Genomic DNA, 13753 nt, shown 5'->3' with positions numbered 1-13753 from the left:
GATGAAGCGGGAAACGCCGGTGACCGGCGGACGGTTCATCACCTTGGAAGGCGGCGAGGGCGCGGGCAAGACCACCCAACTCAGCCGTCTCGCCCAAGCCCTCGCCCCCCTGGTGCCCGAGGTGGTGACCACCCGCGAGCCCGGGGGATCGCCCGGCGCCGAGGCCATCCGCGGCCTTCTGGTGGCGGGGGGGGCGGAGCGCTGGGATCCCCGGGGCGAAGCCCTGCTCCATGCCGCCGCCCGTCGCGATCACCTGCTGCGCACGGTCTGGCCGGCGCTGGCCCGGGGCGCCTGGGTGGTCTGCGACCGCTTCGCCGATTCAACCTCGGCCTATCAGGGCGGCGGCCATGGCCTGCCCCAGGACGAGCTCGACGCCCTGCACGCCTTTGTTTGCGGCGGCTTCCAGCCCGACTTGACCGTGATCTTCGACCTGCCGGTGGCCGTGGGATTGGCCCGCGCCGGCCGACGCGGCGGCGGCGAAGACCGCTATGAACGCATGGACCCGGCCTTCCATCAACGGCTGTTCGACCGCTACCACGCCATCGCCAGCGCTTTCCCCGAACGCTGCCGGCTGATCGAGGCCGATGGCGCGATCGAGGCGGTTCACGCCCGGCTCTGGGCGGTGGTGCTGGAGCGCTTCCCCGAGTTGACGGAGCGCCGGTGATGGCCAGCGCGAGCGAAGACGAGGCCGCTGGCGATCCTGGCCCGCGCCTGACCGCCGACCTGCTGGGTCACGAGGCGGCCGAGCGCGAGATCCTGGAGACCTGCGCCTCGGGCCGCGCCGCCCATGCCTGGCTGATCAGCGGGCCGCGCGGCATCGGCAAGGCCACCCTGGCCTTTCGTTTCGCCCGCTTCGCCCTGGCCGGCGGCCTAGAGGGCGGGGAGGGCGGATTGTTTGGCGCTCTGGCGCCGGCCTCGCTGGCCATGGATCCGGCCCATCCGGTGTTTCGCCGGGTGGCCGCCGGGTCGCACGGTGACCTGCGGGTGATCGAGCGCGGTCTGGCCGAAGGGACCGGCGGCCGGCGGCGCGGCGAGATCGTCATCGGCGATGTGCGCGATCTGGGCGGCTTCATGCGCATGACGCCCTCGGAAGGCGGCTGGCGGGTGGTCATCGTCGATGGCGCCGAGGATATGAACCGCAACGCCGCCAACGCCTTGCTCAAAGGCCTGGAAGAGCCGCCGGGGCGGGCCCTGCTGCTGCTGGTCAGCCATAATCCGGCCCGCCTGCTGCCGACCATCCGCTCGCGCTGCCGCCGGCTGGCCCTGCGCCCGCTGGAGCCGGCGGTGCTGGCAACCCTGATCGAACGGTCTTTGCCCGAGCTTGCCGAAACGGAGCGTCCCGGGTTGATCGGTCTGGCCGAAGGCAGCATCGGCCGCGCCATGGATCTGGCGGCGATGGGCGGGCTGGCTTTGTGCCGCGAGATGATCGGATTGCTGGCCACCGCGCCGGCCTTTGATGTCGCCCGCCTGCATGGGTTCGCCGATCAGGCGGCGCGCGACGACCGCGCCTTCACCGCCACCGCCGGCTTGTTCCCCTGGTGGCTGGCCCGCATGATCCGCCGGGGGGCGGTGGCCGGTTCGGCCGGGACGGCAGAGGAGATGTGGACCATCCCCGGGGAAAGCGCGGCCTCGGGCCGTCTGCTGGCGGCGGCCACCCTTGATCGCTGGGTCGAGGTATGGGAAAAGGTCACAACCCTTTTCGCCCGGGCCGAGGCGGTTCACCTTGATCGCAAACAGACGGTTCTCGCCGCCTTTCACGCGGTCGCCTTGGTCGCGGGTCGTTCCTGAGCGGAGGGGCCTTGCCATTCCCGGGGGATCCCCCGGTCAGGGTTCGGGGTTATCATCCCGAACGTCCCCCCACGTCGCCTTGCGGAGTTTCCGATCATGGCCGGGCCCAAGCCCCCGTTTTATCTAACGACGCCGATCTACTATGTGAACGACAAGCCCCATATCGGCCATGCCTATACCACCCTTGCCTGCGACGTGCTGGCGCGGTTCAAGCGCCTGGACGGCTTCGATGTCAAATTCCTGACCGGAACCGACGAGCACGGCCAGAAGGTGCAGAAATCGGCCACGGCGGCCGGCATCGATCCGCAGACCTTCACCGACCGGGTCTCGGCCAATTTCCGCGATCTGGCCGCGGCGATGAATTTCTCCAACGACGCCTTCATTCGCACCACCGAGCCCCGCCATAAGGAGGCCTGCAAGGCCCTGTGGACCCTGCTGGTCGAGCGCGGCGAGATTTATCTTGACGCCTATCGCGGCTGGTACGCGGTGCGCGACGAGGCCTTCTATGGCGAAGACGAACTGACCACGGCCGCCGATGGCAGCCGCCTAGCCCCCACCGGCGCGCCGGTGGAGTGGGTGGAGGAGCCGAGCTATTTCTTCCGGCTGTCGAAATGGCAGCAGCCGCTGCTTGATCTTTACGCCGCCCGCCCCGATTTCATCGCCCCCGACAGCCGGCGCAACGAGGTCATCAGCTTCGTCAAGGGCGGGCTGACCGATTTGTCGATCTCGCGCACCACCTTTTCCTGGGGCGTGCCGGTGCCCGGCGACGAAGACCATGTGATGTATGTCTGGCTTGACGCCCTGACCAATTACATCACCGCCGTCGGCTTCCCCGATCAGACCGGCGACTATGCCCGCTATTGGCCGGCCAACTTGCATATGGTCGGCAAGGACATCTTGCGCTTCCATACCGTCTATTGGCCGGCCTTCCTGATGGCCGCCGGCCTGGAGGTTCCGGGCCGGGTTTTCGCCCATGGCTGGTGGACCAACGAGGGGCAGAAGATCTCCAAATCGGTGGGCAACGTCATCGATCCGCGGGCGCTGATCGAGACCTATGGCCTTGATCCGGTCCGCTATTTCCTGCTGCGTGAGGTTCCCTTCGGCAATGATGGCGATTTCAGCCATCGCGCCATGATCAACCGCATGAACGGCGAATTGGCCAATGACCTGGGCAATCTCGCCCAGCGCGTGCTGTCGATGATCGCCAAGAACTGCGCCGGCGCCGTACCCGAACCCGGGCCCTTCAGCGAAGACGACGACGCCCTGTTGGCCGCCGCCGTCGCCCTGCTCGACAAGGTCCGTCAGGCGATGGACCGTCAGGCCTTCCACGAGGCCTTGGAGGCGATCTGGGTGGTGATCCGCGCCGCCAACGGCTATGTCGACCGTCAGGCGCCCTGGGCCTTGCGCAAAAACGATCCGCCGCGCATGGCCACCGTGCTTTATGTGCTGGCCGAGGTCATCCGCCGCGTCGCCCTGCTGATGCAGCCCTTCGTTCCCGCCTCGGCCGCCCGCATGCTCGACCAGTTGGGGCAGGGGCCCGAGGCCCGCGATACGACGGCGCTGGGCGATCGGCCGCTGCTGGCGCCGGGCACCGTCCTGCCCAAGCCCGAAGGCATCTTCCCCCGCCACGTGGTGGACGACGAGGGGGCGGCGTGAGCGCCCCCTTCCACCCTTGTTTTCTCCTAGTAGAGTAATGGATAGCCATGTCCCATGGTGGTCACCGATGATCGTCGATAGCCATTGCCACCTCGACTTCCCCGATTTCGCCCCCGATATCGACGCCGTGGTCGAGCGGGCGCGGACGGCCGGGGTTGGCACCATGCTGACCATCTGCACCCATGTCTCGCGCTTTCCCGGGGTGCTGGCGATGGCCGAGCGCTTTCCCGATGTCTGGTGCACGGTGGGCATCCATCCCCATGAAGCCGCCAATGAGGCCGAGGTCGACGCCGAGACCCTGGTGCGGCTGACCGAGAACCCCCGGGTCGTCGGCCTGGGGGAAACCGGGCTGGATTATTTCTATGACAACAGCCCGCGCGAGGCCCAGCGGCGCAGTTTCCGCGCCCATCTGGCGGCGGGCCGCCTGAGCGGTCTGCCGGTGGTCATCCATACCCGCGACGCCGATGCCGATACGGCGGCGATCTTGCGCGAGGAGCGCGAGAAGGGGCCGTTCAAGGCCCTGCTCCACTGCTTCAGCTCCGGTAAGGATCTGGCTGATCTGGCGGTGGAAATGGGTCTTTATGTCTCGATGTCGGGGATCCTTACCTTCCCCAAGGCGGAGGACGTGCGCACGGCCATCGCCGATGTGCCGCTTGACCGTCTGCTGGTCGAAACCGACGCGCCCTTCCTGGCGCCGACGCCTAAGCGCGGCAAGCGCAATGAACCGGCCCTGGTCGTTCATACGGCGGCGAAACTGGCCGAGGTCAAGGGCGTGGCCGTTGAGGCGTTGTGGGCGGCGACCACCGATAACTTCTTCACCCTCTTTGACAAATGCGCCCGCCCGACCGGATCCGCCCCGCAGACCGACGGAACCGTCTAGATGCGGATCAGGATTTTGGGCTGCGGCGGCGCGGCGGGAGTTCCCGCCATCGCCGCCGGATGGGGGGCCTGTGACCCGGGCGAGCCGCGCAACCGCCGCCTGCGGCCCTCGATCCTCATCGAAGAGGACGGGGAGGGCGGGGCGCCGCCGCACCGCCTGCTGGTCGACGCCTCGCCCGATCTGCGCCAGCAGTTGCTGGGCGCCGGGGTGCGGGCGCTCGATGGCGTGGTCATCACCCATGCCCATGCCGACCATACCCATGGCATCGATGATCTGCGCGAAATCAACCGGGCGATGGGCCGCTCCCTTGACCTCTGGGCGACGGCCGAGGTGCTGGGTGATCTGTGCCAGCGCTTCGATTACTGCTTCACCGCCCTGGCCGCCGAGGCGACCAGCATCTACAAGCCGATGATCGTGCCCCGGGAAATCACCACGCCAAGCTTCACCATCGGGGCGTTTCCTCTGCGCACTTTCCCCCAGTCCCATGGCTGGGGCGAGACCCTGGGGTTACGCATCGGCGCCTTCGCCTATTCGACCGATGTGGTGGCCTTGGACGAGGCGGCCTTCGCCGCCCTGGCCGGCATCGACACCTGGATCGTCGATTGTTTCGCCCTGCAGCCCCATCCGACCCACGCCCATCTCGACAAGACCCTGGCGTGGATCGAGCGGCTGAAACCCCGTCAGGCGATCTTGACCCATATGGGCCCCGGCCTGGATTACCGGGCGACCCTGGACCGCCTGCCGCCCGGGGTCGTGCCGGCCCATGATGGGATGATCATCGAGGTTCACGAGCCATCCGTTTGAGCGAAAACGCTTTTCGCTTATACGGCGGAAGCGGTCGCAGCGCCGCAGGCGCAGCCGCAATCGCCCTCGCATCCGGCGCAGGCCTGGACCTCGATGGTCACATGGCTGAGTTCATGGACCTCGGCCAACAGGGCGCGGTAGTGGGCGATCGGCTGGACGATATCGCTGACCACCGAGACGATCGCCGCCCAATGGCCGGGGCCGACCTGCCACAGATGAAGATCGGCCACCCGGTTGATCGCCGTGCCGTCGCCCTCGATCGCCATGCGCACTTCGTCTTCCAAGCCCTTGTCGGCGCTATGATCCAGCAGCACCGCGCCCGAGCGCATCATCAGCCCCCAGGCCCAACGCCCGATGACCGCGGCACCGACGATGCCGATCAGCGGATCAAGCCACCACCAGCCCATATATTTGCCAAAGAGCAAGGCGACGATCGCCAGAACCGAGGTGACGGCATCGGCCATCACATGCAGATAGGCGGCGCGGATGTTGTGATCCTCATGGGCGCCGTGCCCGTGGTCGTGCCCATGCCCATGCCCATGATCGTGCCCATGGTCATGGTGAGGGGCCTGACCGGGGCCGCCGAGGATCAGCACCGACAGCAGATTGACGACAAGGCCGAGCGTGGCGACGATCAGGGCCTGTTCAAAGGCGATGGTCTGCACGCTGAAAAAGCGGCTGGCCGATTCCCAGACCATCCCCAGGGCGACAACGCCGAGGATGATGGCGCTGGTGAAAGCCGCCAAGGCGCCGACCTTGCCGGTGCCAAAGCTGTAGCGGCGATCAAAGGCGTGGCGGCGGGCATGGGCATAGGCGAAGGCGGCGATGCCAAGGGCCGCCGCATGGGTGGCCATGTGAAAACCATCGGCCAGCAGCGCCATCGAATTGGTCAGGGTGCCGACAACGATTTCCAGCCCCATCATCGCCACGGTGAGGGCGACGACGAGCCGCGTTCGCCGTTCCGCCGCCGCCTCGCCGCCGGTGGCATAGACGTGATCATGGGTCCAGGGAGAAAGATCATGGGTATGCATGGAGTCCTCCTTGCCGTCGACCGCCGGACGGTGTTGAATGAGACTTAGTAGCGCTCTGCTTGCCCTCGAACAAGCCGCATTGCGAAGGGGAGCGCCATAAAACGGGGTTTCATGAAAGCCGTTCTGGCCGTCGTTCTGCTTGTGCTTTTGCCGATCCTTGCCAGCCTCGCTCCGGCGGGCGCGGCACCGATTGCCATGGGGGGCGCCATGGCGGCCGGCATGGGGCAGGGCTGTCACGATCTGGCCGGGAAGGGGCTGGCGGGGCAGGGGCCTGCGCCCTCATCGGCCCCGGCCGCCCCGGTTCTTCCCGTGGGGCCGCCGCCCTGTTGCGCCCCGCTGGTCCTGGCGTTGTCGGGACCCGAAGGTCTTACGCCGGCGATCGGGCAAGCGGCGGCGCGGCTTCGCCCCGCCGCGGTTCGAAGCCCGCACCGCCTGACTTGGCCGCCGCCGCTGAAGCCGCCGCGCCTTTGATCGGTTCGTTTTCTTCCCCGTAAGACCAGGGCAGGGCCTTCGCGCCCTGTCGGAAGACTCGTTGCCGTTCAAAGGAGTGCGTTTTGATGTCCATGACCCATTACATGGAGCTTCTTGCCACCAATCAGCCGTGGAACCTGCTGCTGTTCATGGCGATTCCGGTGATTTTGGCCGAAACCATCGCCGTCACCGAACTTTACCTGCTCTACACCCGCCGCTACGATGGCTGGGTTCGCCAGATCAACCGCCTTGCCGGCATGGTGGTCGGCGTCTATTTCACCGGCGTCTTCTTCTATCTGCTGGCCAGCGCCGTGCTGCCGCTGACCACCTCGGGCGGTTGGCGCGGCTGGATCGACGCCGTGGCCGTCGGCTTCTATCTGCTGGGCATCGTGCCGCTGGGCGGCATCGCCTTGCTGGAATTCAAGGTGATCGGCGGCCGCCGCGACGAGCATGGGCGGATGATGATCCACGCCGCCCTGGTCGGTCTGTTCCTGATCGTCGCCCATATCGCCATGATCTTCGGCATGCTCGACCCGACCCTGGGCGGCGCCTGGCAGGCTCCGGCCACCGATATGCCGATGGAGATGCCGATGGACCACGGGGATATGGGCCATGGGACGGCGCATTAGGCAGGGAAGGGACCAAACCATGAAACACGACAAACGCATCGGGTTGCTCGCCCTGGCCGTGCTGACCTTGGCCAAGGCGCCGGCCGTCGCCGGGGAAACCAGCGTCACCGTCACCAAATCACCAAGCTGCGGCTGCTGCCAGGGCTGGGTCGATCACATGATCGACAACGGCTATGAGGTGAGGGTGATCGAAACCGAGGATCTAACCCCGGTCAAGCACCGCCTAGGCGTTCCCGACAGCCTGGGATCGTGCCATACCGCCGAGATCGGCGGCTATGTCATCGAGGGCCATGTGCCCGCCGCCACCATCGGCCGGCTGTTGGCCGAGAAACCCCGGGTGAGCGGTATCGCCGCGCCGGGCATGCCCCAGGGCTCGCCCGGCATGGCGGGCGAGCGCGAACCCTTTATGGTGATGAGCTTCGGCCCGGCCGGCATCTTGCCGTTCCAAAAGATCGACTAAGCGACGGCCGGACCCGATCCCATTACCCGATCCCATCGGGGGCCGGGTCCGGCCTTAAGCCACGGTCGTTAGGATCTTAACCATTCTTAATGATCCTTAATGGTCCTTAACGACTCTTAACAATTCTTAACCTTTTCCTAACCGCCCGCCGTTAGACGATTTGGGTCAAAAGCACCCTCCTCCGGTCTGGCTGGATCTTTCTATCCATAATATACATTATGCGACAATTAGATCAGTTGGGTTCGGCACCCTTATTCGACCGGACCGTTTGCTTTTGAGTCCCTTTTCTCTCCTAGGAGAGAAAAGACCGCGACGGTTCACCGCTCGCGGTCTGGGGATCCCAGCAAGATGACGCTGTCGGGCGGCGCCGAGCGGGTGAAGACATCTTCGGCCATACGGATCGTATCCCGCCTCGGGTCGTCGGCCATCATCGCGCCCTCGCCGTCCGTCGCGTTGTCCGTTGGGACGGCTCTAAAGGTTTTATCGGCGAGCAGACCGACGGCGCGGGTTCCGGCCCAATCCATGCCGCCGCCGATGGCGCAGCCGACCACCGGCGCCGCCTTGCCCAGGGTCAAACTGGCCAAGCGGTTGGCTAATTGCTGGCCGATCATTTTGTTAAGCGCCCGGGCGCTGGTCGCCGGTAGCCGGTCCAGCAGACGCAGGCTCATCCGCGTTCCCAAGCGCACGCCCGATCCCCGGCCAAAATCGGCTAGCGACAGGCCAACGACCGCCAGCATCACCGCCCGGCGCACGCCCTCGCTTTCCGGGTCATGGCCATGCAGGCAGGCGATGGTGGCGACCAGCCGGGTTTGCAGGGCCAGCACCGAAACCACATTGGCCGGCAAGGCGACGGGCAAGGTGACAAGGCCGCCCAGGCCGGTCATGAAGCCGGCGGCGCCGGCCTGAAGGGCGGTGCGGCGGACGGTCTCGCGCACGGCGCGTTCCACATCGCCCTCGGCGCGCAGCAGCCCCTCGGCCGCCGCCACCGAGACGGCGCCCCGGCCGCCAAAGCCGCCGATCACCGGGCGATACAGCGAGGTGAGCAGGGCCAGCGCCCTGCCCCCCTCCTCCTCGGCCGGTTCGGCCGCCGGCTTGCGGGCGGGTACCGGTGTTGGCGGTTTGTTCCAGTTCAGAAGATCACCGATCGCCACCTTCCCGTCCCTTTCCCTTGTCTGGCGGGCCACGGCCGGCCCACCTGCCCTGTTATCTGGCGTCGGCTTGGGACCGGCGCAACAAAAACGGCCCGGACTGCGCCAAGGCGGTCCGGGCCGGTCAATCACCAAAGGCGATCTTACAGGTAGTGGGCCTTGAGCGGCAGGAAGCCGTTGAAGCCGACCGAGGCATAGGACGTGGTATAGGCGCCCGTCGACAGCAGGCGAAGACGGTCTCCCGCCTTGAGCGACAGCGGCAGGGTGTAACCGGCCTTGTCATACAGGATATCGACGCTGTCGCAGGTCGGGCCGGCGATGATGACCGGACCGGTCTCGCCGTCGTCCTTGTCGCTGATGATCGGGTAGCGGATGGCCTCGCCCTCGGTCTCGGCCAGGCCGTTGAAGCGGCCGGCGTCGATATAGACCCAGCGCCGATCGTCGGCGGCGTCCTTGCGCGACACCAGAACCACCTCGGTCTCCAGCACGCCGGCGTTGCCGCCCATATAGCGGCCGGGCTCGACGATCAGCCGCGGACGCGGGCCATCGAACAAGCGGTCGACCGCGCCCAGGACATGGGCGCCGTATTCATCGACGCCATAGGGCAAGCGGTTGCCATAAGACGTCGGCAGGCCACCGCCAAGATTGACCATCTTGAGGGTGATGCCGACGGCGGCCAGATCGCGGAACAGCTCGGCGGCCTTTTCCAGGGCGACATCCCACTGGCCAAGGTCTTTTTGCTGCGAGCCGACGTGGAACGACACGCCGTGGGCTTCAAGGCCCAGGGCCTGGGCCTTGATCAGCAGATCGCCGGCCATGGCGACGGAACAGCCGAACTTGCGCGACAGCGGCCATTCGGCCCCGACATTGTCAACGAACAAGCGGCAGAACACCTGCGAACCGGGCGCGTGTTCGGCGAGCTTTTCCAGCTCCTCCTCCGCATCGAAGGCGAATAGCCGAACACCGCGTTCATAGGCCGCGGCGATGTCTTTTGATTTCTTGATGGTGTTCCCGAACGACAGCTTGGCCGGATCGGCCCCCAGGCCGAGGCACAGGTCGATCTCGGGAAGGCTGGCGGTATCGAAACTCGATCCCAGGGCGATCAGCCGGGCGACAAGCGGCGGCGCCGGGTTCGATTTCACCGCATAGTAGACCTCCGCCTGGGGCAGAGCGCCGCGCAGGGCGCGGTAATTGCCTTCGACCACGTCAAGGTCGACGACGAGACAGGGGGTTTCGGGCTCTTCGGCCAGGAACGCCGCCATCTTTTCGGTGATGCCGGTCGCCACCCAGCGCGGGGGTTCGGCGACGAGGGCAAGGGTCGGGGCGCCGCCCGGCGGGCGGGATTCCGCGGCGATGAAGGCGTCGGGCGGCTCTTCGGGCTGGTTGGCCCGGATGGCTTGATTGTGCATCAGCTTCTCCACAATGGGAAATCCTGCCCTGGCGCAGGATTTCTCGCGCGAGCGAACGTTCGGTGGACAGGCACCGAAGGCGGACAAGACGGATAGGCCAAGGGATTAAGGAAGAAAGCGAAAGACGCTTCTTCCTCAGTCCTTTAGACCACGCCGCGTTTATGTTCGGTCAGGGTCGCATGGCCGGCGCCGAAGGCGTCGCGGAACACCGGAACGGCCTTCAGAGGTTCGGCGTCGCCGCACATGAAGATATCCAGGGCCGCATAGCCGCATTCGGGCCATGTGTGGATGCTGATATGGGATTCAGCAAGCACGGCCACCCCGGACACTCCGCCATTGGGCGAGAAGTGATGGAGGTGGATGTGCAAAAGGGTGGCGCCCGACGCGTCGACCGCCGCACGCATGGCGCGTTCGATCAGGTCGATATCGTCCAGGCCCTTGGCTTCCCAAAGGTCAAGGATCAGGTGCCTACCCGCGAAGGTCAGACCATTTTCCTTAATGAAATGGTCAAGGCGATTGCCTGCCAGCGCGCTGTCGGGAATGGTTTTTCCCGGAAGGGCTTTCAGGGTGACGGACGGAACGGATCTTACCTCTGCTCGGGCTTCGCGGGCCTCCGCTTCAGTATTCACCGCCAATTGGGGGGACGCGAGACGCATTGGTCATCTCCCTCAAACCAGCGTTGAACCCGAAGGGCCTTGTTACTCAGTGAACAAGCCTCTAGTGGATTACCATAAAACAAACGCACCCCCCTTGCCGGGACTGGTGCGGTGGACGGGAAAATACCCCTTCCCGCCGGGGACGCAAGTGAATTTCTTGGGTATAAGCGCTTCGCCGCTCTTTTTCGGACGCAACCGTTGCGCAAGGACCACAAGGTGGGTTTCTCTAGGGCGGTTCTTCAAGTCCCTTCCGTTGCCAAAGGACGTTTTTTCATGACCGAATGGTTCAGCGAGACCCTTCACCCCCATTGGCGCCAGAGCTTCGCCGCCGACCGCGTGCTCTTGCGCGAACAGACCGCCCATCAGGATCTGGTGATCCTCGAGAATCAGACCTTCGGCCGGGTGATGGTGCTTGACGGCATGGTGCAGCTGACCGAGCGCGACGAATTCGTCTATCACGAGATGATCGCCCATGTGCCGTTGTTCGGCCACGGCGCGGCGCGGCGGGTGCTAATCATCGGCGGCGGCGATGGCGGCACGCTGCGCGAAGTCCTGCGCCATAAAACCGTCGAGCGGGCGACCATGGTCGAAATCGACGCCACCGTCGTCGAGATGGCGCGCGACCATATGCCGATGGTCAGCGATGGCGCCTTCGACGATCCGCGCGCCGAGCTGATCATCGCCGACGGCATCGCCTTCGTCGCCGGCGCCCATCAGCCCTATGACGTGATCATCATCGATTCCACCGATCCCTTCGGTCCGGCCGAGGGGCTGTTCACCCCGGCCTTCTATGGCGCCTGCCGCCAGTTGCTGACCCCGGGCGGCGTGCTGGTGGTGCAGGCCGGCGTGCCCTTCCTGCAGCCGCGCGAGATCGCCCATGTCAACGCCGCCCTGTCGGCGGCCTTCCCCGAGGTGGCCTTCTATGCCATCGCCGTTCCCACCTATGTCGGCGGCTTGATGACCCTGGGCTGGGCGAGCGAGGATGCCGGCAAGAAGGTTCCCGATCCGGCGGTTCTGGCCGCGCGGGTGGCGGCCAGCGGCCTTGCGTTCGGCTATTACTCGCCCGAGGGCCATGCCGGCGCCTTCGCCCTGCCCCCCCATATCCGCGCCGCCGCCCGAGGCTGAGCGCGCCCGCTGAAAAAACCGCCGCCGCTCTACAAGGAGATCTCGCCCGTGACCTCGCCTTCGCCGCCGCCCCCGTCGCCGATCGATCGCTTGCTCGCCCTGATGGCCCGGCTGCGCGACCCCTTGCGCGGATGCCCCTGGGACCGTGCCCAGACCTTCGCCAGCCTCGCCCCCCATACCCTGGAAGAGGCCTATGAGGTGGTTGACGCCATCGAACGCGGGGCGAGGAGCGATCTGCGCGACGAATTGGGCGATCTGCTGCTGCAGGTCGTTTTCCATGCCCGCTTGGCCGAGGAAGAGGGCGCCTTCGATTTCGACGCCGTCGCCACTGCCATCGCCGACAAGCTCGAACACCGCCATCCCCATATCTTTGGAGAAAGCAGCCTTTCGCCCCCCACCGACGCCGCCGCCCAGACCACCGCCTGGGAGGAGGGCAAGGCCCGCGACCGTCAGGCCCAGGCCGCCGCCGAGGGGCGGGTCGCCAGCGTGCTCGATGGCGTGACCGCCACCCTGCCCGCCCTGGCCCGCGCCCATAAGCTGGGGAACCGGGTCGCCCGCGTCGGTTTTGACTGGCCCGATATCGGCGCCGTGGTGGAAAAGCTCCACGAGGAATTGGGGGAACTTCAGGAAGAATTGGCGGGCCGCGATCAGGAGCGTATCATCGAGGAAATGGGCGATCTTTTGTTCGTGGTCGTCCAGCTTGCCCGCAGTCTCGACGTCGATTCCGAAACGGCGCTGCGACGGGCGAACGCCAAATTCGATCGGCGCTTTCGCCATGTGGAATCCCGTCTGGCGGAAAGCGGTCGCGGCCCGGCGGACTCGACCCTGGAGGAAATGGAAGAGCTATGGCGCGACGCCAAACGCCGGGAACGCGGGGAACCGACCTGACGGCCCCCTCCCCCGATTCGCGTCCCCGCTGGGCGGCGCAAACTTTTGATCGCCGCCTAAAAGCGGCGATCATCACGGTCGCGGCTTGCCTGCTGCTGGCGTCCTGCTGGCTGCCCGATCGCTTCCTGGCCGAGGTCCGGCTGTCGCGCAATGGCGATTACGCCCTGGTGTATCAGGGGGATCTGGTTTGGGTGCCTTTGGCCGACGACATCCGCGCCCGCAAGCTGACCCCGGCCGAAATCACCGAGAAAACCGATATCCTGATCCGCGACCTCAGCCGGGACGAGGCCTTCAAAACCATCGTTCCGCTGGGCGGCGGCCGTTTCAAGGTCAGCTATGAGCGGCTCGGCCATTTGGGAGCGCGCGATATCTTCGCCTTCCCCCGGCGCAGCGACGCGCTGATTTCCCTGGAAACCTTTGACGATGGCCGGGCGATCATCCGCGCCCGGTCGCTGAAAACCGAAGACCGCGATCGCATCGCCAGCGCCGGCCTGGGCATGCAGGGACGCTTTCGCGTCGTCAGCGACGGCCTGCCACTCAAGGGCAATCCGATGGCCACCGCCGCCCGGGATGTCGGCCGCTTCATGATCTATGACTGGACGATCGCCACCCTGGCCAGCCCGCCGCCCTTCATCGAGATCGATCTAACCCGCTCGCCGGCCGCCGTCCCCCGCTTGCAAATCCCCGCCCAACCCGCCCGCTAAGAGCCCGCCCTTGTAACGAGGGATGCACGCCAAGGGGCGCGCCCCTTGGCAATCCCGCGGAGGGCCACGGGCCCTCCACCCCCCTGTTTTGGCGGCGCGTCGCC

General features: G+C 66.3%; 15 protein-coding genes. 11 read left to right on the top strand and 4 right to left on the bottom strand.

Annotated features, from left to right (window positions below):
- Position 1: 1 nt before the first annotated feature.
- The 5 genes from tmk (at position 2) to RRU_RS08815 (ending at position 5128) form a co-directional block, all read left to right on the top strand.
- Positions 2 to 664 (top strand): dTMP kinase, encoded by a 663-nt coding sequence (gene tmk / locus RRU_RS08835; RefSeq protein ID WP_014626229.1) that lies wholly within the window; start codon positions 2 to 4, stop codon positions 662 to 664.
- The gene (locus RRU_RS08830; protein WP_011389392.1) at positions 664 to 1788 is read left to right on the top strand and encodes a DNA polymerase III subunit delta'; all 1125 of its coding nucleotides are present in this window, start codon (positions 664 to 666) and stop codon (positions 1786 to 1788) included. The genes tmk and RRU_RS08830 overlap by 1 nt, the downstream gene beginning before the upstream one ends.
- 96 nt (positions 1789 to 1884) lie before the next feature.
- Positions 1885 to 3444, top strand: a complete 1560-nt coding sequence (gene metG / locus RRU_RS08825) for a methionine--tRNA ligase (RefSeq protein ID WP_011389391.1) — start codon at positions 1885 to 1887, stop codon at positions 3442 to 3444.
- A gap of 67 nt (positions 3445 to 3511) precedes the next feature.
- A complete protein-coding gene (locus RRU_RS08820) occupies positions 3512 to 4324 on the top strand; it encodes a TatD family hydrolase (RefSeq protein WP_011389390.1) in 813 nt (270 codons plus the stop codon).
- Positions 4325 to 5128, top strand: coding sequence for an MBL fold metallo-hydrolase (locus tag RRU_RS08815; protein ID WP_011389389.1), 804 nt, complete (start codon positions 4325 to 4327; stop codon positions 5126 to 5128).
- A 17-nt stretch (positions 5129 to 5145) separates the two neighbouring features.
- Here the strand turns inward: RRU_RS08815 and dmeF are convergent, their stop codons facing one another.
- Positions 5146 to 6159 (bottom strand): CDF family Co(II)/Ni(II) efflux transporter DmeF, encoded by a 1014-nt coding sequence (gene dmeF, locus RRU_RS08810; RefSeq protein WP_011389388.1) that lies wholly within the window; start codon positions 6157 to 6159, stop codon positions 5146 to 5148.
- Between the two features lie 111 nt (positions 6160 to 6270).
- Here dmeF and RRU_RS08805 point away from each other — a divergent pair, with 111 nt between their 5' ends.
- From RRU_RS08805 to RRU_RS08795, 3 genes are all read left to right on the top strand, one after another.
- A complete protein-coding gene (locus RRU_RS08805; RefSeq protein WP_011389387.1) occupies positions 6271 to 6630 on the top strand; it encodes a hypothetical protein in 360 nt (119 codons plus the stop codon).
- A gap of 86 nt (positions 6631 to 6716) precedes the next feature.
- Positions 6717 to 7259 (top strand): DUF6803 family protein, encoded by a 543-nt coding sequence (locus RRU_RS08800; protein WP_011389386.1) that lies wholly within the window; start codon positions 6717 to 6719, stop codon positions 7257 to 7259.
- A gap of 19 nt (positions 7260 to 7278) precedes the next feature.
- Complete coding sequence (locus RRU_RS08795; RefSeq protein WP_011389385.1) at positions 7279 to 7719, top strand: DUF411 domain-containing protein; 441 nt, start codon at positions 7279 to 7281, stop codon at positions 7717 to 7719.
- Between the two features lie 317 nt (positions 7720 to 8036).
- On the opposite strand, the gene RRU_RS08790 is transcribed toward RRU_RS08795, so the two are convergent.
- The 3 genes from RRU_RS08790 to speD all read right to left on the bottom strand — a co-directional run bounded on the left by RRU_RS08790 (position 8037) and on the right by speD (position 10932).
- Positions 8037 to 8870, bottom strand: coding sequence for an EcsC family protein (locus RRU_RS08790; protein WP_014626228.1), 834 nt, complete (start codon positions 8868 to 8870; stop codon positions 8037 to 8039).
- 140 nt (positions 8871 to 9010) lie between these two features.
- Positions 9011 to 10141, bottom strand: a complete 1131-nt coding sequence (locus tag RRU_RS08785) for a type III PLP-dependent enzyme (RefSeq protein WP_042440409.1) — start codon at positions 10139 to 10141, stop codon at positions 9011 to 9013.
- A 278-nt stretch (positions 10142 to 10419) separates the two neighbouring features.
- Positions 10420 to 10932 carry an adenosylmethionine decarboxylase gene (gene speD / locus RRU_RS08780; protein WP_011389382.1) on the bottom strand — a complete coding sequence of 171 codons (513 nt, stop codon included), beginning with the start codon at positions 10930 to 10932 and terminating at the stop codon, positions 10420 to 10422.
- A 273-nt stretch (positions 10933 to 11205) separates the two neighbouring features.
- Between speD and speE the strand changes: the two genes are divergently transcribed.
- Genes speE through RRU_RS08765 form a run of 3 tightly spaced genes read left to right on the top strand, consistent with a single transcriptional unit; the run spans position 11206 to position 13649 of the window.
- Positions 11206 to 12057 carry a polyamine aminopropyltransferase gene (speE, locus tag RRU_RS08775; RefSeq protein ID WP_011389381.1) on the top strand — a complete coding sequence of 284 codons (852 nt, stop codon included), beginning with the start codon at positions 11206 to 11208 and terminating at the stop codon, positions 12055 to 12057.
- A gap of 48 nt (positions 12058 to 12105) precedes the next feature.
- Positions 12106 to 12945, top strand: a complete 840-nt coding sequence (mazG, locus tag RRU_RS08770) for a nucleoside triphosphate pyrophosphohydrolase (RefSeq protein ID WP_011389380.1) — start codon at positions 12106 to 12108, stop codon at positions 12943 to 12945.
- Positions 12903 to 13649, top strand: coding sequence for a hypothetical protein (locus tag RRU_RS08765; protein WP_014626226.1), 747 nt, complete (start codon positions 12903 to 12905; stop codon positions 13647 to 13649). Before mazG ends, RRU_RS08765 begins: the two co-directional genes overlap by 43 nt.
- Positions 13650 to 13753 lie beyond the last annotated feature (104 nt).

The organism is Rhodospirillum rubrum ATCC 11170, from assembly GCF_000013085.1.
GTDB classification, from domain to species: Bacteria; Pseudomonadota; Alphaproteobacteria; order Rhodospirillales; family Rhodospirillaceae; genus Rhodospirillum; species Rhodospirillum rubrum.
This window is presented reverse-complemented; position numbering and strand designations above follow the sequence as displayed.

Excerpts from the sequence above, each read along its gene's own strand:
- metG (WP_011389391.1), top strand. The coding sequence starts at position 1,885 with ATGGCCGGGCCCAAGCCCCCGTTTTATCTAACGACGCCGATCTACTAT.
- RRU_RS08820 (WP_011389390.1), top strand. The coding sequence starts at position 3,512 with ATGATCGTCGATAGCCATTGCCACCTCGACTTCCCCGATTTCGCCCCC.
- RRU_RS08815 (WP_011389389.1), top strand. The coding sequence starts at position 4,325 with ATGCGGATCAGGATTTTGGGCTGCGGCGGCGCGGCGGGAGTTCCCGCC.
- RRU_RS08800 (WP_011389386.1), top strand. The coding sequence starts at position 6,717 with ATGTCCATGACCCATTACATGGAGCTTCTTGCCACCAATCAGCCGTGG.
- dmeF (WP_011389388.1), bottom strand. The coding sequence starts at position 6,159 with ATGCATACCCATGATCTTTCTCCCTGGACCCATGATCACGTCTATGCC.
- RRU_RS08805 (WP_011389387.1), top strand. The coding sequence starts at position 6,271 with ATGAAAGCCGTTCTGGCCGTCGTTCTGCTTGTGCTTTTGCCGATCCTT.
- speD (WP_011389382.1), bottom strand. The coding sequence starts at position 10,932 with ATGCGTCTCGCGTCCCCCCAATTGGCGGTGAATACTGAAGCGGAGGCC.
- RRU_RS08830 (WP_011389392.1), top strand. The coding sequence starts at position 664 with ATGGCCAGCGCGAGCGAAGACGAGGCCGCTGGCGATCCTGGCCCGCGC.
- speE (WP_011389381.1), top strand. The coding sequence starts at position 11,206 with ATGACCGAATGGTTCAGCGAGACCCTTCACCCCCATTGGCGCCAGAGC.
- tmk (WP_014626229.1), top strand. The coding sequence starts at position 2 with ATGAAGCGGGAAACGCCGGTGACCGGCGGACGGTTCATCACCTTGGAA.
- RRU_RS08795 (WP_011389385.1), top strand. The coding sequence starts at position 7,279 with ATGAAACACGACAAACGCATCGGGTTGCTCGCCCTGGCCGTGCTGACC.
- RRU_RS08765 (WP_014626226.1), top strand. The coding sequence starts at position 12,903 with ATGGCGCGACGCCAAACGCCGGGAACGCGGGGAACCGACCTGACGGCC.